Origin of the sequence: Streptomyces sp. NPDC048197 (assembly GCF_043202395.1) — a bacterium.
In the GTDB taxonomy this organism is placed as follows: Bacteria; Actinomycetota; Actinomycetes; order Streptomycetales; family Streptomycetaceae; genus Streptomyces; species Streptomyces siderophoricus.
Window position 1 is genome coordinate 13,320 of the sequence record NZ_JBIDAJ010000062.1, and the last position, 14,656, is coordinate 27,975.

The window sequence follows — 14,656 nt, forward strand, 5'->3', positions numbered from 1 at the left end:
GCCACCCCGGTCCGGCAGACGCACTGACCAGGAGACTTTCGCCGGTCCCCACCCCAAAAAAGGGGCCGGCGAGCGAGACGACAGCTCCCGTGCGGCGCCCACGCCCCGGACAGCGGGCCCGCGCTCATCACGCGGACCGCTACCGGAACCAGGCGCGGCGCCCGGGAGCGTGACGGGAGAACCGCCCGCATGCTCGAGCCCATTGAGCCCACTGAATCCACGTCGTCCCCGGACCGCGGTCCGGACGACAACCACTCACCCAGTGACACGCTGCCGCCGCGCCGTCGGCGCCGGGCGGCGTCCCGGCCGGCCGGTCCGCCGGTCGCCGGCGACGCCTCCGCAGCCACCGTGGTGAGCACCGAGCCCGCCGCGCCGACGGCCGACCGGGCCGCCGCCGAGGAGGCCACCGCGTCCGCGGTGAGCAGCGGCGACGAGGCCAAGCCGGCCCGTACCCGCCGCCGGGCCACCCGTAAGGCCACCGCCCCCGCCGGGGCCCCGCAGCCGGCCGCCGAGGCGCCCGCGGAGACGCCCGTGGAGGCTCCTGCCGAGGCAGCGGCAGCGGCCGGTGCCGCAGTCGCCGCCGAGGAGCCGCAGGCCGAGGAGGCCGCCCCGCGCCGTACCCGCCGCCGGGCGACCCGCAAGGCGACCGCCCCCGCCGGGGCCCCGCAGCCAGAGGCCGCTCCGGAGCCGGTTGTCGCGGAGGCGCCCCTCGATGAGCCGGCCGAGCCGGCCGAGGAGGCCGAGGAGGCGGAAGAGATCACCCCCGTCGCCGAGGAGCCCGCGAAGCCGGCCCGTACGCGTCGCCGTGCGACCCGTAAGGCGACCGCTCCGGCCGGTGCCCCGCAGGTGAGTGCCGAGGAGCCCGTCGAGGCCCCGGCCGCACCGGCCGCCGCCGAGGAGGCGCCCGCCGCCGCGGAGGCCGTCGAGGAGGCCAAGCCGGCCCGTACCCGCCGCCGCGCCACCCGTAAGGCCACCGCTCCCGCGGGTGCGCCGCAGGCCGCCGAGGAGCCCGCCGAGGCGCCCCTCCCGGCCGCGGAAGCCGCGCCGGAGGCCGAGGCGCCCGCCGCCGAGGAGACCGAGGGCCCGCGCCGCCGGTCCCGCCGCCGTACCGAGCGGGCCGCGGAGCCGGTCGCCGAGGCGCCGCGGGCCGAGGAGGAGCCCGCGCAGGAGGCGCCGGTGCGCGGCCGCCGTCGTGCCCAGCGGCCGCCGACCGCGGTCTTCCAGGCGCCGGTCTTCACCGAGCCGATGTTCCAGACCCCCGAGACCGCCGCGGCCGCCCATGCCGCGGCGCGCCAGGAGGCGGCCGAGACCGAGCAGGTCACCGAGGAGCAGCCGCCGGCCGGTGCGCGGCGCCGTCGCCGCCGGGGCGCCCCGGTCGAGGCCGAGCAGGCCGTCACCGCTCCCGCGGAGGAGCCGGAGGCCGCCGAGGAGGCCGAGGCCGAGGAGGCCGGCCAGGCCGAGGACGAGTTCGCCGAGCGTCCGTCGCGCCGCCGTCGCCGTGGTGGCCGTCGCCGCCGCCGCGGGGAGAGTGCCGAGGGCACCGAGGAGCAGCAGGCCGAGGCCGCTGCCGAGGAGGGCGCCCAGGAGGCCGAGGCCGAGGAGGCCGGCCACCGGGAGGCGGAGTCCGCCGAGGAGGCGGAGGAGCACGAGGACGAGCAGGCGGGCGCCGGCTCCAGCAGCAGCCGCCGGCGCCGTCGTCGCCGCCGTCGCAGCGGGGACGCCGCCGAGGTCGACGCCACGCACGCCGACGATCCCGAGCGCACGGTCGTCAAGGTCCGTGAGCCCCGCAAGAAGGACGAGGGCACCGGCGCCGACGAGGTGCAGTCGATCAAGGGGTCGACGCGTCTGGAGGCCAAGAAGCAGCGCCGCCGCGAGGGGCGTGAGCAGGGCCGCCGCCGGGTGCCGATCATCACCGAGGCGGAGTTCCTCGCCCGCCGTGAGGCCGTCGAGCGGGTGATGGTCGTCCGCCAGAGCGGCGAGCGCACCCAGATCGCCGTCCTTGAGGACAACGTGCTCGTGGAGCACTTCGTCAACAAGGAGCAGGCCACCTCGTACGTCGGCAATGTGTACCTCGGCAAGGTGCAGAACGTCCTGCCGTCGATGGAGGCCGCCTTCGTCGACATCGGCAAGGGCCGTAACGCCGTGCTGTACGCCGGTGAGGTCAACTTCGAGGCGCTGGGCATGGCGAACGGCCCGCGCCGGATCGAGAGCGCGCTGAAGTCCGGCCAGTCGGTGCTGGTGCAGGTCACCAAGGACCCGATCGGCCACAAGGGCGCCCGCCTGACCAGCCAGGTCTCGCTGCCCGGCCGCTACCTGGTCTACGTGCCCGAGGGCTCGATGACCGGTATCAGCCGCAAGCTACCGGACACCGAGCGGGCCCGGCTGAAGCAGATCCTCAAGAAGATCGTCCCCGAGGACGCGGGCGTGATCGTCCGTACCGCCGCGGAGGGCGCGAGCGAGGAGGAGCTGGCGCGCGACGTCCAGCGCCTGCAGGCCCAGTGGGAAGAGATCCAGAAGAAGGCCAAGAGCAGCAGCTCCAGCGCGCCGACGCTGCTGTACGGCGAGCCGGACATGACCGTCCGGGTCGTGCGGGACATCTTCAACGAGGACTTCTCCAAGGTCATCGTCAGCGGTGACGACGCCTGGGAGACGATCCACGGCTATGTCGCCCACGTGGCGCCGGACCTCACCGACCGGCTGCAGAAGTGGACCTCGGACGTCGACGTCTTCGCGACGTACCGGATCGACGAGCAGCTGATGAAGGCGCTGGACCGCAAGGTCTGGCTGCCCAGCGGCGGTTCGCTGGTGATCGACCGGACCGAGGCGATGGTCGTGGTCGACGTCAACACCGGCAAGTTCACCGGCCAGGGCGGCAACCTGGAGGAGACGGTCACCAGGAACAACCTGGAGGCGGCCGAGGAGATCGTGCGCCAGCTGCGGCTGCGCGACCTCGGCGGCATCATCGTGATCGACTTCATCGACATGGTGCTGGAGTCCAACCGCGACCTGGTGCTGCGGCGCCTGCTGGAGTGCCTGGGCCGGGACCGTACGAAGCACCAGGTGGCCGAGGTCACCTCGCTCGGCCTGGTCCAGATGACCCGCAAGCGGGTCGGCCAGGGCCTGCTGGAGTCGTTCTCCGAGTCGTGCGTGCACTGCAACGGCCGGGGCGTCATCGTCCACATGGACCAGCCGACCACGGTCGGCGGTGGCGGCAAGCGCAAGAAGAAGGGCAAGGCGGCGCCGGTCGAGGCCGCCGAGCCGCACGTCCACGAGGTCGAGGCCGCCGAGCCCACCCCGGACGGCGGCGCGCCCGAGCTGGAGCCGGTGGCCGTGACGGAGGCCGAGCTGCAGCCCGCGGTGGCCGGTGCCGACGAGTGGTTCAGCAGCCCGGCGGAGGCCGAGGCCGCGGCCGGACGTGGCCGGGGCCGTCGCCGGGTGAGCCGGAAGGTGTCCGCCCCGGCGGGCGCCCCCAAGGCCGCCGCCGAGGAGGCCGCCGCGATCGTGCTGCCGGCCGAGCCGGCGCCCGCGCAGGCCGCCGAGCCGGAGCCGGCCCCGGAGCCGGCCCCGGAGCCGGCCGCCGAGGCCGCTGCCCCGGAGCCCGCGCCGGCCCGTCCGCGCCGTCGGGTGACCCGTAAGGTGACCGCTCCGGCGGGCTCGCCCGAGGTGTCCGACGATTCCGCGGCGACCGTGGTGATCGCCACGCCGGCCGCCGAGCCGGCGGTGGAGCAGGCCGAGGCACCGGCCGCGGCCGCGGAGCCCGTCGAGGGTGCCGGGGCGGCCGAGCCGGAGGCGGCGCCCGCGGCGAAGAAGACCGCGAAGAAGGCGACGGCCAAGAAGGCCACCGCCAAGAAGGCCGCGGCGAAGAAGACCACGGCCAAGAAGGCGGCGGCGAAGAAGACCACCACCGCCAAGAAGGCCACGACGAAGAAGACCACCACGAAGAAGGCGACGACGAAGAAGGCCGCGGCCAAGAAGACCGCAGCCGCCGAGCAGCCCTCGGTCGCGCAGGCAGAGGGCGCGGCGTAAGCCGCTCCGGTGGAGCCGGTGCCTGCACCGGGGCCTCAATGGGCCTCGACGGAGGACTGAGCGTCACGAACCCGCCCCGGGCCGTCACGGCGGCCCGGGGCCGGTTTGACCCCCTGGTCAAGGCCCCGTAACCTTGACCGTCGGTGTCTGAGGCTTCAGGACACCACCAACTTCTGAGCAACTACCTCTCGGTCCGCCGAGGGAGGCCGCTCGTCCGATCGGATTCCACGGGACGTCCCGAGCCCGTGAGAGCGGCTGGCATCAGAGGATCCGTTTCAAGCGAAAGAGAGTTCCGCGTGTACGCGATCGTGCGCACCGGCGGACGCCAGCAGAAGGTTTCTGTCGGCGACGTCATCGAGATTGACCGCATTTCCACCAGCAAGGTCGGCGACACCGTCGAGCTCTCCACGCTGCTGGTCGTCGACGGTGACGCGGTCACCAGCGACCCGTGGGTCCTGGCCGGCGTGAAGGTCCAGGGTGAGGTCGTGGACCACCACAAGGGCAACAAGATCCGGATCCAGAAGTACAAGAACAAGACCGGTTACAAGAAGCGGATCGGCCACCGCCAGCTCCACACGGCGCTGAAGATCACCGGCATCGACGCCCCGGCGAAGTAAGGGACTGAGGAGACATGGCACACAAGAAGGGCGCATCGTCCACCCGGAACGGTCGCGACTCCAATGCTCAGCGGCTCGGCGTGAAGCGCTTCGGCGGTCAGGCCGTCCTCGCCGGTGAGATCCTGGTCCGCCAGCGTGGCACCCACTTCCACCCCGGCACGGGCGTCGGCCGCGGCGGCGACGACACCCTGTTCGCCCTGCAGGCCGGTGCGGTGCAGTTCGGCACCCACCGTGGCCGCAAGGTCGTGAACATCGTCCCGGTCGCCCAGTAATACGGGCCCGGACGTCACACAGCACCACCAGGGGCGGACCGCCTTTTCCCGCGTGAGCGGGAAGGCCGGTCCGCCCTTCGCGTGTTACGACAGAGACATCCCTGACGTACGCGCCCCCGCTGCCGTACGCGCCGTGCTGCTCCGCGCAGTTCCGCGGCGCCCCGGCGGCAACCCGTAGTACGCAGTACCAGACCACCCCGCTCATCTGGAGGCACCCCACCATGACCACCTTCGTGGACCGCGTCGAGCTGCACGTCGCCGCGGGTAACGGAGGCCACGGCTGTGCCTCCGTACACCGGGAGAAGTTCAAGCCGCTCGGCGGCCCCGACGGCGGCAACGGCGGCCGTGGCGGCGATGTGATCCTGGTCGTCGACCAGGACGTCACCACCCTCCTCGACTACCACCACCACCCGCACCGCAAGGCCACCAACGGCCAGCCCGGTGCGGGCGACAACCGAGAGGGCAAGAACGGCAAGGACCTGGTCCTGCCGGTCCCGGACGGCACGGTCGTGCTCGACAAGAACGGTGAGGTGCTCGCCGACCTGGTGGGCCAGGGCACCACCTTCGTCGCCGGCCAGGGCGGCCGCGGCGGCCTCGGCAACGCGGCGCTGGCCTCCGCCCGCCGCAAGGCGCCCGGCTTCGCGCTGCTCGGCGAGCCGGGAGAGGCCCGGGACATCGTCCTGGAGCTCAAGACCGTCGCGGACGTCGCACTGGTCGGCTACCCGAGCGCGGGCAAGTCGTCGCTGATCTCGGTGCTCTCCGCGGCCCGGCCGAAGATCGCGGACTACCCGTTCACGACGCTGGTGCCCAACCTCGGCGTGGTCACCGCCGGCGCCACGGTCTACACCATCGCGGACGTCCCCGGGCTGATCCCGGGCGCCAGCCAGGGCAAGGGCCTGGGCCTGGAGTTCCTGCGGCACGTCGAGCGCTGTGAGGTGCTGGTGCACGTCCTGGACACCGCGACCCTGGAGTCCGACCGGGACCCGGTCTCCGACCTCGACGTCATCGAGGAGGAGCTGGCCCAGTACGGCGGCCTGGAGAACCGGCCGCGGGTGGTCGTGCTCAACAAGGTCGACATCCCGGACGGCAAGGACCTGGCCGACATGATCCGGCCGGACCTGGAGGAGCGCGGCTACCGCGTCTTCGAGGTCTCCGCCGTCGCCCACCAGGGCCTGAAGGAGCTGTCGTACGCGCTGGCCGACATCGTCGCCAAGGCGCGCGCCGCCAAGCCCGTCCAGGAGGCCACGCGGATCGTCATCCGTCCCAAGGCGGTGGACGACGCGGGCTTCACGGTCACGCAGGAGGGCGAGGGCTTCTTCCGCGTACGGGGCGAGAAGCCGGAGCGCTGGGTGCGGCAGACCGACTTCAACAACGACGAGGCGGTCGGCTATCTGGCGGACCGGCTCAGCCGCCTCGGCGTCGAGGACGCGCTCCTCAAGGCGGGCGCCCGCGCCATGGACGGCGTGGCGATCGGCCCCGAGGACAACGCGGTGGTCTTCGACTGGGAGCCGACGATGACGGCCGGCGCGGAGATGCTGGGCCGGCGCGGCGAGGACCACCGCTTCGAGGCGCCCCGCCCGGCCGCCCAGCGCCGCCGCGACCGCGACGCGGAACGCGACGAGGCCGCCCAGGAGTACGACGGCTTCCGGCCGTTCTAGGGCAGGGTAGGCAGCAGGCGTAGGCACATGTACCCGCCCACCCCCCGAAGGGGGGTGGGCGGCGGGGAAAAAACCAAGGGGCCGCAGGCCGACCGCTGGCCCCCAACGCAAAGCGCAGGCCCCGGGAAGAGATCTTCCCGGGGCCTGCGCTGGTGTTCAGGGCCGTCCGCGGAGGCCGCAGACGGCGTTCTGCGGGCTAGACGCCGGCCGTCGCGTCCGAGGTGCCGGTGGCCTCGTGTTCGGCCGCCTCCGGGCCGTCCACGCCCTCCTGCGAGCGCTGGCCGGGGATGCCGGAGAGCCGGTTCTCCATCCGGATGCGGCGCTCGTCGGCCTTGGTGCACAGATCCATCGCCGCCCGGTTGAAGCGGACCGACGACGGCGGGTCCGACGGGCCCAGCAGGTGCTCCTTGAGCTCGGCCCGCGCCGCGACGAGGGTGTCCTTCTCCGGGTCGCGGACCGCGTCGAGCAGACCGGCCACCCCGGCCGCGTCCGGCGTGAGGATCGTCGCCGCCCGGACGGTCGGGAAGTTCGCCCGGAAGTCCTCCTCGGTCATACCCGACGTGTTGGCGACCGCGTACGGCTTCTCGCTGGTCAGATAGTCGGAGACCACGCTGGAGACGTCGCTGATCAGCACGTCGGCCTGGTTGAAGCAGCTGAAGATGCCGGGGCGGGCGGTGGTGATGATCTGGTGCTCCCACTCGGGGAAGGAGTTCCAGTACGCCGCCTCCCAGGCGGTGACCGCGTCCGCGACGGCGGCCGCGCGGCCCTCGTCGGGGGTCCCCTGCAGCCGCATCCGCTCCAGCTCGTCCGCGCTCTTGCGGAACGCGGAGGTGGTCAGGGCGTCCAGCTCCTGGGCGCGGCGGACCAGCTCGGCGGCGGCCTCCGGGCCGGGGCGCGTACCGCTGCGCCGGCCATTGGCCTCCGCGATCATCGCCTGGATACGGGTGTCGGCGGCGCCCGCCCGCGGGTCGACGGAACCGGTCATCGGGTGCGGCTTGTACAGCAGCCGCACGTTCTCGTCGGCGAGCAGCTCGCGGACGATGTTCTCGCCGGCCAGGATCACCGAGGTGTTGCCCGGGTTGCCGTCCCAGCCCTCCCAGGTCGGGGCGTACAGCACGGTGGTCGGCCGGCCGGCCGGGGCACTGCCGAGGGGCTGGATCGGGCGGATCGGGGACAGCTGCGGGCGGCCGACCTCGACGACGTCTTTGTCCTCCACGCCGATGTCGGCGAGCTGGTAGCGGTCGCGGGCCGCCGGACCCGCCACCCAGACCTCGTCGTACGCCTTGGCGTACGGGTTGCAGGAGGAGAGCTTGTCGCTCTCGCCGTGGTTGATGAACGCGTGCTTGATCGACGGGATCCGCAGGATCTGCGAGGTCTTGCCGGAGTTCGCCGGGTGCAGCAGGACCTTCAGCGTGGAGTGCTCCAGGCGCATCAGGTTGGCGACCTTCGGGATGCAGACGATCGGGATGTCCGTGGCCTCGATCTTCTGCACCATGAAGCGCTCACGGAGCACGATGATCGGGTTGCCGTCCAGGGAGGCGAGCGTGCTCAGCCACATGTTGGCCTGGTAGGCGGAGGAGGCGCCGCCGGAGAAGTACATGCCGACCGTCGGCCGGTACTCGGCCAGCCAGTTGTCCAGCCACTCCAGCGCCTGCTGTTCGGCGACCACGCGCTTCTTGGGCAGCAGCCAGGTGCCCAGGTAGAGGGTGCCGCCGGCCGACAGGGCCAGGGAGACGGCCAGTCCGATGCCGCCCCAGAAGGCGTCGGTCGTGATCGCGGTCACCATCATGCCGATCGTGGTCGGCACCGAGAAGCGCAGCAGCCGCCGGCCCGTCTGGCGGGACAGGATCCGCGGCGGCGCGTCGCACAGCCGCAGTTCGCCGGCGTCGATGTTGCGCGTCACGAACGGCAGGCTGCGGGTCCGGCGGACCAGCACAGCGACCGCCTGGCACACGAAGTGGGTGCCGTAGAAGAGGAGCAGCGTGATGGTGAGCGGCGCCTGCTCCTCCAGCGGGTTGATGCCGTCGATGTGCAGCAGGCCGACCAGTATCAGCATGTCGCGCAGCAGCTGGCGCACCGTGACGTCGAACCGGATCCGGCCCAGCACGGCGAGCAGGCCGGGCTGCTTGTGCTGCAGGACCAGGTCGAGACCCAGGTTGACCACGGAGGCGGCGATGAACAGCGGGATGACGGGCAGCAGCGCACCGACGAGCTGGGCGGTGAACGCGAGCATCATCGCGAGGAGTGCCGCGAGCTGTACGGCTCGGCGGGGAACGATTCCGGCGGAAGGCACGGGGGAGGGCTCCTGGCAGCAAAGAAGGTCAGGGGGGAGGCCGAAGTGGGGCGGCCGGGTCCCGCGCTGCGACGCCGCCGGAGCGGCGAAACGGGACCGATGGACACCCGACCGTATGACCTTGTTGGCCTTGGTGACAATCTGCTGTGGCTCTCATCACCGCGAAAGCGGACCAATCGAACGCAACCTCTTGGTCGTTCCGCCCGTCTTAAGGAATTCGGGGGTGGGTGCGGTAAATGCAGTAAATACGGCCGCGGGAAGAAGCCTTCGGACCTGTACGGCGGGCGGACCGGAGGGCGTTCCTCCGTATTGTTCCAGCCATTTGACGGTGGTGTTCACCACCCGGGCGTCCCCGCCACTGCACGGTGGCGTTCGCCACTCCGGCCGGCAAGTCGCCGTCCCACCGGGCGTCCGCCAGGCGATATCGGCACGCGCCGGCGGGCCGCACTGCCGTAGATTGCGCCCGTAGGGACGTGTACGGGACGGTCGGGGGACCACCCGTACGGCGGCCGGAAAACAGGCGAGCAGTACAGGGGTACAGCAGGTGGCAGGCGCAAGGCAGGACGTCGCTCACGCCCGGCGGATCGTGGTGAAGGTGGGCTCGTCCTCACTGACCACGGCCGCCGGCGGACTGGACGCGGACCGGGTCGACGCGCTGGTGGACGTGCTGGCCAAGCACCAGGACAAGGAGATCGTGCTGGTCTCCTCCGGTGCCATCGCGGCCGGTCTGGCCCCCCTGGGCCTGGACCGGCGGCCGCGCGACCTGGCCCGCCAGCAGGCCGCCGCCAGCGTCGGCCAGGGCCTGCTGGTCGCCCGCTACACCGCCTCCTTCGCCCGCTACGGCCGGCGTGTCGGCCAGGTCCTGCTGACCTCCGACGACACCAGCCGCCGGGCCCACTACCGCAACGCCTACCGGACCCTGGACCAGCTGCTGGCCATGGGCGCCGTGCCGATCGTCAACGAGAACGACACGGTCGCCACCGACGAGATCCGCTTCGGCGACAACGACCGGCTGGCCGCGCTGGTCGCCCACCTCGTCCGCGCCGACCTGCTGATCCTGCTGTCCGACGTGGACGGCCTCTACGACGGCGACCCGGCCACCCCGGGCACCTCGCGGATAGCCGAGGTCCGTGGTCCCAAGGACCTCGAAGGCGTCTCCATCGGGAGCGCGGGCAAGGCCGGCGTGGGCACCGGAGGCATGGTCACCAAGGTCGAGGCGGCCCGGATCGCCGCCGCGGCCGGCATCCCGGTCATCCTGACCTCCGCCGTACACGCCGCGGAGGCGCTGGCCGGCGGGCCCACGGGCACGCACTTCCTGCGGACCGGGCGCCGCTCCGCCGACCGGCTGCTGTGGCTCGCGCACGCCTCCACCCCGCGCGGCGCGCTCGTCCTGGACGACGGGGCGGTCCAGGCCGTGGTGGAGCGGCACTCCTCGCTGCTGCCCGCCGGTATCGCGGCGGTGGAGGGCGAGTTCTCGGCCGGCGACCCGGTCGAGCTGCGGGACGGCGGGGGCCGGGCGATCGCCCGCGGGCTGGTCAATTTCGACGCCCGGGAAATCCCCCGATTGATTGGCCGTTCGACCCGCGATCTCGCCCGTGAGCTGGGCCCCGCCTACGAGCGGGAGGTCGTGCACCGCGACGATCTGGTGCTGCTGCACCACTGACGCCGCCGGACCCCGCCGGCGCCCGGCACGGCACCGGCACACCGCCCCGCCCGCGGTGCACCGGCCGGTCTTTTCCCGCGAGAGCTTCGCAAAAACGCCCCCGCGACGGCCCGCGGACTGGTCAACTTTGTTGCGGGGCGCCACAGGGGAGGGGTGCCCAGCGCGCGCAAGCGCACCCGTCGACGTACCACCCAGTCGGCCCCGCAACCGCCCGGGGCCAGCAATTCGCACCACAGGAGGCCGCCGGTGAGACGAGGGCGCCCAGGGGCACCGCCCCGAGGGACGGCGGAGCGCACACTGACCAGCGTCGGACCCGGCCCGGCCGCCGGCCGGCCCGAGGACGAGGACCTGGGGGAGCGCAGCGGGACCGCGCGGCTGACCACGGAGAGCGACCGCGGGGAAGCGTCCCGGCTCTGGCACATCACCCTCAGCGTCTCCGGGGCCGAGGCCCCGCTGCGGGAGGTCCGGCGGGCGCTGGAGCAGCTCGCGCACGACCATCCCTTCCTGCTGACCAGCCGCTACGCCAACGACCACGCCGAGATCCGCTACTGGGAGGAGGCCCGCGACCTGCACGACGCCGCGGCGGTCGCCCTGCGGCTCTGGGGCGAGCACCGCTCGACGGCCAAGCTGCCCCCGTGGGAGATCGTCGGCCTGGAGGTCATCGACCGTGAGACGTACCACCAGCGCATCGCCGAGGGTTACGGACCGCCACCGGCCGCACCCGTAGGCGTCCACCCCTTCTGACCGGCGGCCCGATGTGTTCCGCGCTGTGAGATGGCCCCTGGCCGCGGCCTGCCCGCCCGATAGGCTTGCGGCCATGACCAGCAGCGCATCGCAGACCTCGCCCGTCCTCGACACCGCCCGCCGTGCGCGGGAGGCGGCCGCCGTCCTGGCGCCACTGCCGCGGACGGCCCGCGACGCCGCGCTGCTCGCCATCGCCGACGCCCTGGTGGAGCGGACCGAGGAGGTCGTCGCCGCCAACGCCCGGGACGTCGCCAAGGCCCGGGAGGCCGGCACCGCCGAGTCGATCGTGGACCGGCTCACCCTCACCCCGGAGCGGATCGCGGCGATCGCCGCGGACGTCCGCCAGGTCGTGGCGCTGCCCGACCCGGTCGGCGAGGTGGTCCGCGGCTCGACCCTGCCCAACGGCCTCGACCTGCGCCAGGTCCGGGTCCCGCTCGGCGTGATCGGCATCATCTACGAGGCCCGGCCCAATGTGACGGTGGACGCCGCCGCCCTCTGCCTGAAGTCCGGCAACGCCGTGCTGCTGCGCGGCTCGTCCTCCGCCTACGCCTCCAACAGCGCCCTGGTGGACGTGCTGCGCGACGCCGTCCGGAGCGCCGGGCTGCCCGCCGACGCCGTCCAGCTGGTGCCCGGCGAGAGCCGCGACTCGGTGCGCGAGCTGATGCGCGCCCGCGGCCTGGTCGACGTGCTGATCCCGCGCGGCGGTGCCTCGCTGATCCGTACGGTCGTCGAGGAGTCCACCGTCCCGGTGATCGAGACCGGCACCGGCAACTGCCACGTCTACGTCGACGAGGCCGCCGACCTCGACATGGCGATCGACATCCTGATCAACTCCAAGGCCCAGCGGCCCAGCGTCTGCAACGCCGCCGAGACCGTGCTGGTGCACGCCGGTATCGCCGAGAAGTTCTTGCCGCGCGCCCTGGAGGCGCTCACCCAGGCCGGGGTGGTCGTGCACGGCGACGCCGCCTGGCAGCAGGCCGGGCCCGGGCTGGTCGCCCCCGCCACCGACGAGGACTGGGCCACGGAGTACCTCTCGTACGACATCGCGGCCGCCGTGGTGCCCGACCTGGAGGCGGCGGTCGCGCACATCCGGCGCTGGACCTCCGGGCACACCGAGGCGATCGTCACCACCTCGCAGGCCGCGGCCCGCAAGTTCACCCAGTTGGTGGATTCCACCACCGTCGCGGTCAACGCCTCGACCCGCTTCACGGACGGCGGCCAGTTCGGTTTCGGCGCCGAGATCGGCATCTCCACCCAGAAGCTGCACGCCCGCGGCCCCATGGGCCTGCCGGAACTGACCTCCACCAAATACATCGTCACCGGCGACGGCCACACCCGCTGACGCCGACCCCGGATTTCCCCTCCCCGCCGCCCCGTTCCCTGTGCTTTCTCCCTGCCCAAAATGGCCCCCCGGGGCTAACCTGGACGGGTGCCGGACGACGTGGGGGGCACGCCGTTCCCGGACGGCGAAGAGCCCGACGAGCACCACCACGGGAGCCACGGAAAAGCGGATGAGGAATTCGCTTCCGTGGTCTTCGACGAGGAATTCGTCCGGTCCGCGCGGATCCACGAGCCCTCGGCGGTCGAGCGGATGCTGGCCGCCGCCGAGGCGCGCGCCGAGGCCGAAGCGGCCCGCTCGACCGCCGGTTTCGGTCCCGACGGCGACGGCCCGGACGACCCCGACGCGTACGGCGACCCGCGGCATCACGGTGCGTACGGCGGGTACGAGGACGACGAGTACGACGACCGGCCGCACGGCCCGTACGGCCCCTACGGCGGCTCGCTGCGGCCCTACCGCGGCAGCACCCGCTGGCACCGCCCGGTGGCCTGGGTGCTGGCCGTGGTCATGGGCATCGGGCTGGTCGCGCTGGCCTTCAGCGCCGTCTTCCGCGGTGCGTCCGGGCGCAACCAGAGCCCGGCGCCGGCCCCGACGTCCAGCGGTGTCGACGCCCCGGCCACCGGCGGCGCGGACAGCGTCCGTACGGCCCGCCCCGGCCTGCCGTCGCTGCCGTCCGCCGAGACCGTGCGCCCGTCGTTCTCCGCCGGCACCCGGGCACAATGACGCCGTCGCGCGCTGCCCGCAACCGGGGCGCCCGAAACGGGACGGTGCGCTGAAGTTGCCCGCCGCCCCGGCGTTTACCTTCGCCCCGGCCGACCTACTCTTGTTGTATGACCGGGCCTGGTGACCCTCCCGAAGGGACGCCCAACGGCGCCCCGGGAGGCGGTGAGGACGAGTACCGATCCGTCGTGTTCGACGAATCGTTCGTGCGCGCTGCGCGGCTGCAGGAATTCTCCGCCGACGAACGGCTCGGCGAGCACCATGCACCCGCGGTGAAGACCCGCCGCGCCTGGATGCGGCTGGGAGGCTCCCGGCAGGCGATCCTCCTGGTGCTGCTGATCGTGCTGGCCTTCGGCACCGCCGTCTACATGGGCATCCGGCACCCCTACAAGACCCCGGAACCGCCCCGGGTGCAGCCGTTGCGGTCGGCCGTCGTGCCGCTCGCGCCGAGCGGGGAGGTGCCCGGCGGGACGCCCGAGGACCTCTTCGCGCACAGCCCCGCGGCGAATTACCGGATCGGCGCCGCAGGCGTGAACCTGCCCACGGTCTCCCGCACCGACCACTTCTCCGACGGCCAGATCGTCTCCGCGCTGACCATCGCCAAGGACTACCTGGTCCGCTCCTCGCTGGACCCGGAGGCCCTCACCGGCGGTTCCGTACGGCCGCTGCGGCTGCTGCTCGACACCGGCCAACTCGACCAGTTCGACCGCAGCTTGGCGCACCCGGACGACAACGGCCGGAACGCCGCCACCGGCTGGCTGGTCCGCTTCGACCCGAAGCAGACCCGGCTCGCCGACCGGAACGTACGGGTCAACGGCACGCTGTCCGCCGCGGAGTTGAGCCCGGACGCGCTGGAGGTCACCGCGGACTACACCTTCGTCTACGCCGTCCGGCCCGCCTCCGGCGCGCAGCGGGCCGCGGCCGGCCAGGACGTCGGCAAGGCCACCCCGGGCGCGGCCTCGCTGGTCACCGTGCGGCGCGAGATGCACTTCCGGCTGGGCCGCGACGACCTGACCGACCACCGCCTGGAGGTGCTGCAGAGCAGCCTGCAGGCCGGACCGCTGGCCTGCTCCGCGCGGTCGGCCGACGCGCTGCACCCGCTCTTCGCGGGACAGCACGCCGGCAGCGACCGCCCGGCCGGCACCGACCCCTACGCCAGGGACCGGGCCAACCCCTCGCTGTGCGGTCAGCTGGCGCCGTCCGCCGAGCCGAAGCCGGCCCACCCGATCCGCTAGGGGGTGTCTTCAAATGATCTCGGGTGGTGGACCATGGTCGGGTGATACGTCGCCATGAACTATCCGATGCTGAGTGGGAGTTCGTCCGA

General features: G+C 73.1%; 10 protein-coding genes. 9 read left to right on the forward strand and 1 reads right to left on the reverse strand.

Annotated features, from left to right (window positions below; all coding sequences use genetic code 11):
- Positions 1-189 precede the first annotated feature (189 nt).
- The 4 genes from ACGF4C_RS38290 to obgE all read left to right on the forward strand — a co-directional run bounded on the left by ACGF4C_RS38290 (position 190) and on the right by obgE (position 6,573).
- Positions 190-4,026, forward strand: coding sequence for a ribonuclease E/G (locus ACGF4C_RS38290; protein ID WP_393573120.1), 3,837 nt, complete (start codon positions 190-192; stop codon positions 4,024-4,026).
- A 296-nt stretch (positions 4,027-4,322) separates the two neighbouring features.
- Positions 4,323-4,643, forward strand: coding sequence for a 50S ribosomal protein L21 (gene rplU / locus ACGF4C_RS38295; RefSeq protein WP_030413828.1), 321 nt, complete (start codon positions 4,323-4,325; stop codon positions 4,641-4,643).
- A 14-nt stretch (positions 4,644-4,657) separates the two neighbouring features.
- Positions 4,658-4,915, forward strand: coding sequence for a 50S ribosomal protein L27 (gene rpmA, locus ACGF4C_RS38300; RefSeq protein ID WP_030413829.1), 258 nt, complete (start codon positions 4,658-4,660; stop codon positions 4,913-4,915).
- A 221-nt stretch (positions 4,916-5,136) separates the two neighbouring features.
- Positions 5,137-6,573: a GTPase ObgE gene (obgE, locus tag ACGF4C_RS38305; RefSeq protein ID WP_393573123.1), complete on the forward strand. Its 1,437-nt coding sequence runs from the start codon at positions 5,137-5,139 to the stop codon at positions 6,571-6,573.
- 196 nt (positions 6,574-6,769) lie between these two features.
- On the opposite strand, the gene ACGF4C_RS38310 is transcribed toward obgE, so the two are convergent.
- Positions 6,770-8,866, reverse strand: a complete 2,097-nt coding sequence (locus tag ACGF4C_RS38310; protein ID WP_393573125.1) for a hypothetical protein — start codon at positions 8,864-8,866, stop codon at positions 6,770-6,772.
- A 544-nt stretch (positions 8,867-9,410) separates the two neighbouring features.
- Between ACGF4C_RS38310 and proB the strand changes: the two genes are divergently transcribed.
- From proB to ACGF4C_RS38335, 5 genes are all read left to right on the forward strand, one after another.
- The gene (gene proB, locus ACGF4C_RS38315) at positions 9,411-10,529 is read left to right on the forward strand and encodes a glutamate 5-kinase (protein ID WP_393573127.1); all 1,119 of its coding nucleotides are present in this window, start codon (positions 9,411-9,413) and stop codon (positions 10,527-10,529) included.
- Positions 10,530-10,775: 246 nt separating this feature from the next.
- Complete coding sequence (locus ACGF4C_RS38320) at positions 10,776-11,273, forward strand: hypothetical protein (RefSeq protein ID WP_393573129.1); 498 nt, start codon at positions 10,776-10,778, stop codon at positions 11,271-11,273.
- 73 nt (positions 11,274-11,346) lie between these two features.
- Positions 11,347-12,615 (forward strand): glutamate-5-semialdehyde dehydrogenase, encoded by a 1,269-nt coding sequence (locus tag ACGF4C_RS38325; RefSeq protein ID WP_393573131.1) that lies wholly within the window; start codon positions 11,347-11,349, stop codon positions 12,613-12,615.
- An 87-nt stretch (positions 12,616-12,702) separates the two neighbouring features.
- Positions 12,703-13,335: a hypothetical protein gene (locus ACGF4C_RS38330; protein WP_201809628.1), complete on the forward strand. Its 633-nt coding sequence runs from the start codon at positions 12,703-12,705 to the stop codon at positions 13,333-13,335.
- Between the two features lie 107 nt (positions 13,336-13,442).
- The gene (locus ACGF4C_RS38335) at positions 13,443-14,567 is read left to right on the forward strand and encodes a hypothetical protein (RefSeq protein WP_393573134.1); all 1,125 of its coding nucleotides are present in this window, start codon (positions 13,443-13,445) and stop codon (positions 14,565-14,567) included.
- Positions 14,568-14,656: the final 89 nt, after the last annotated feature.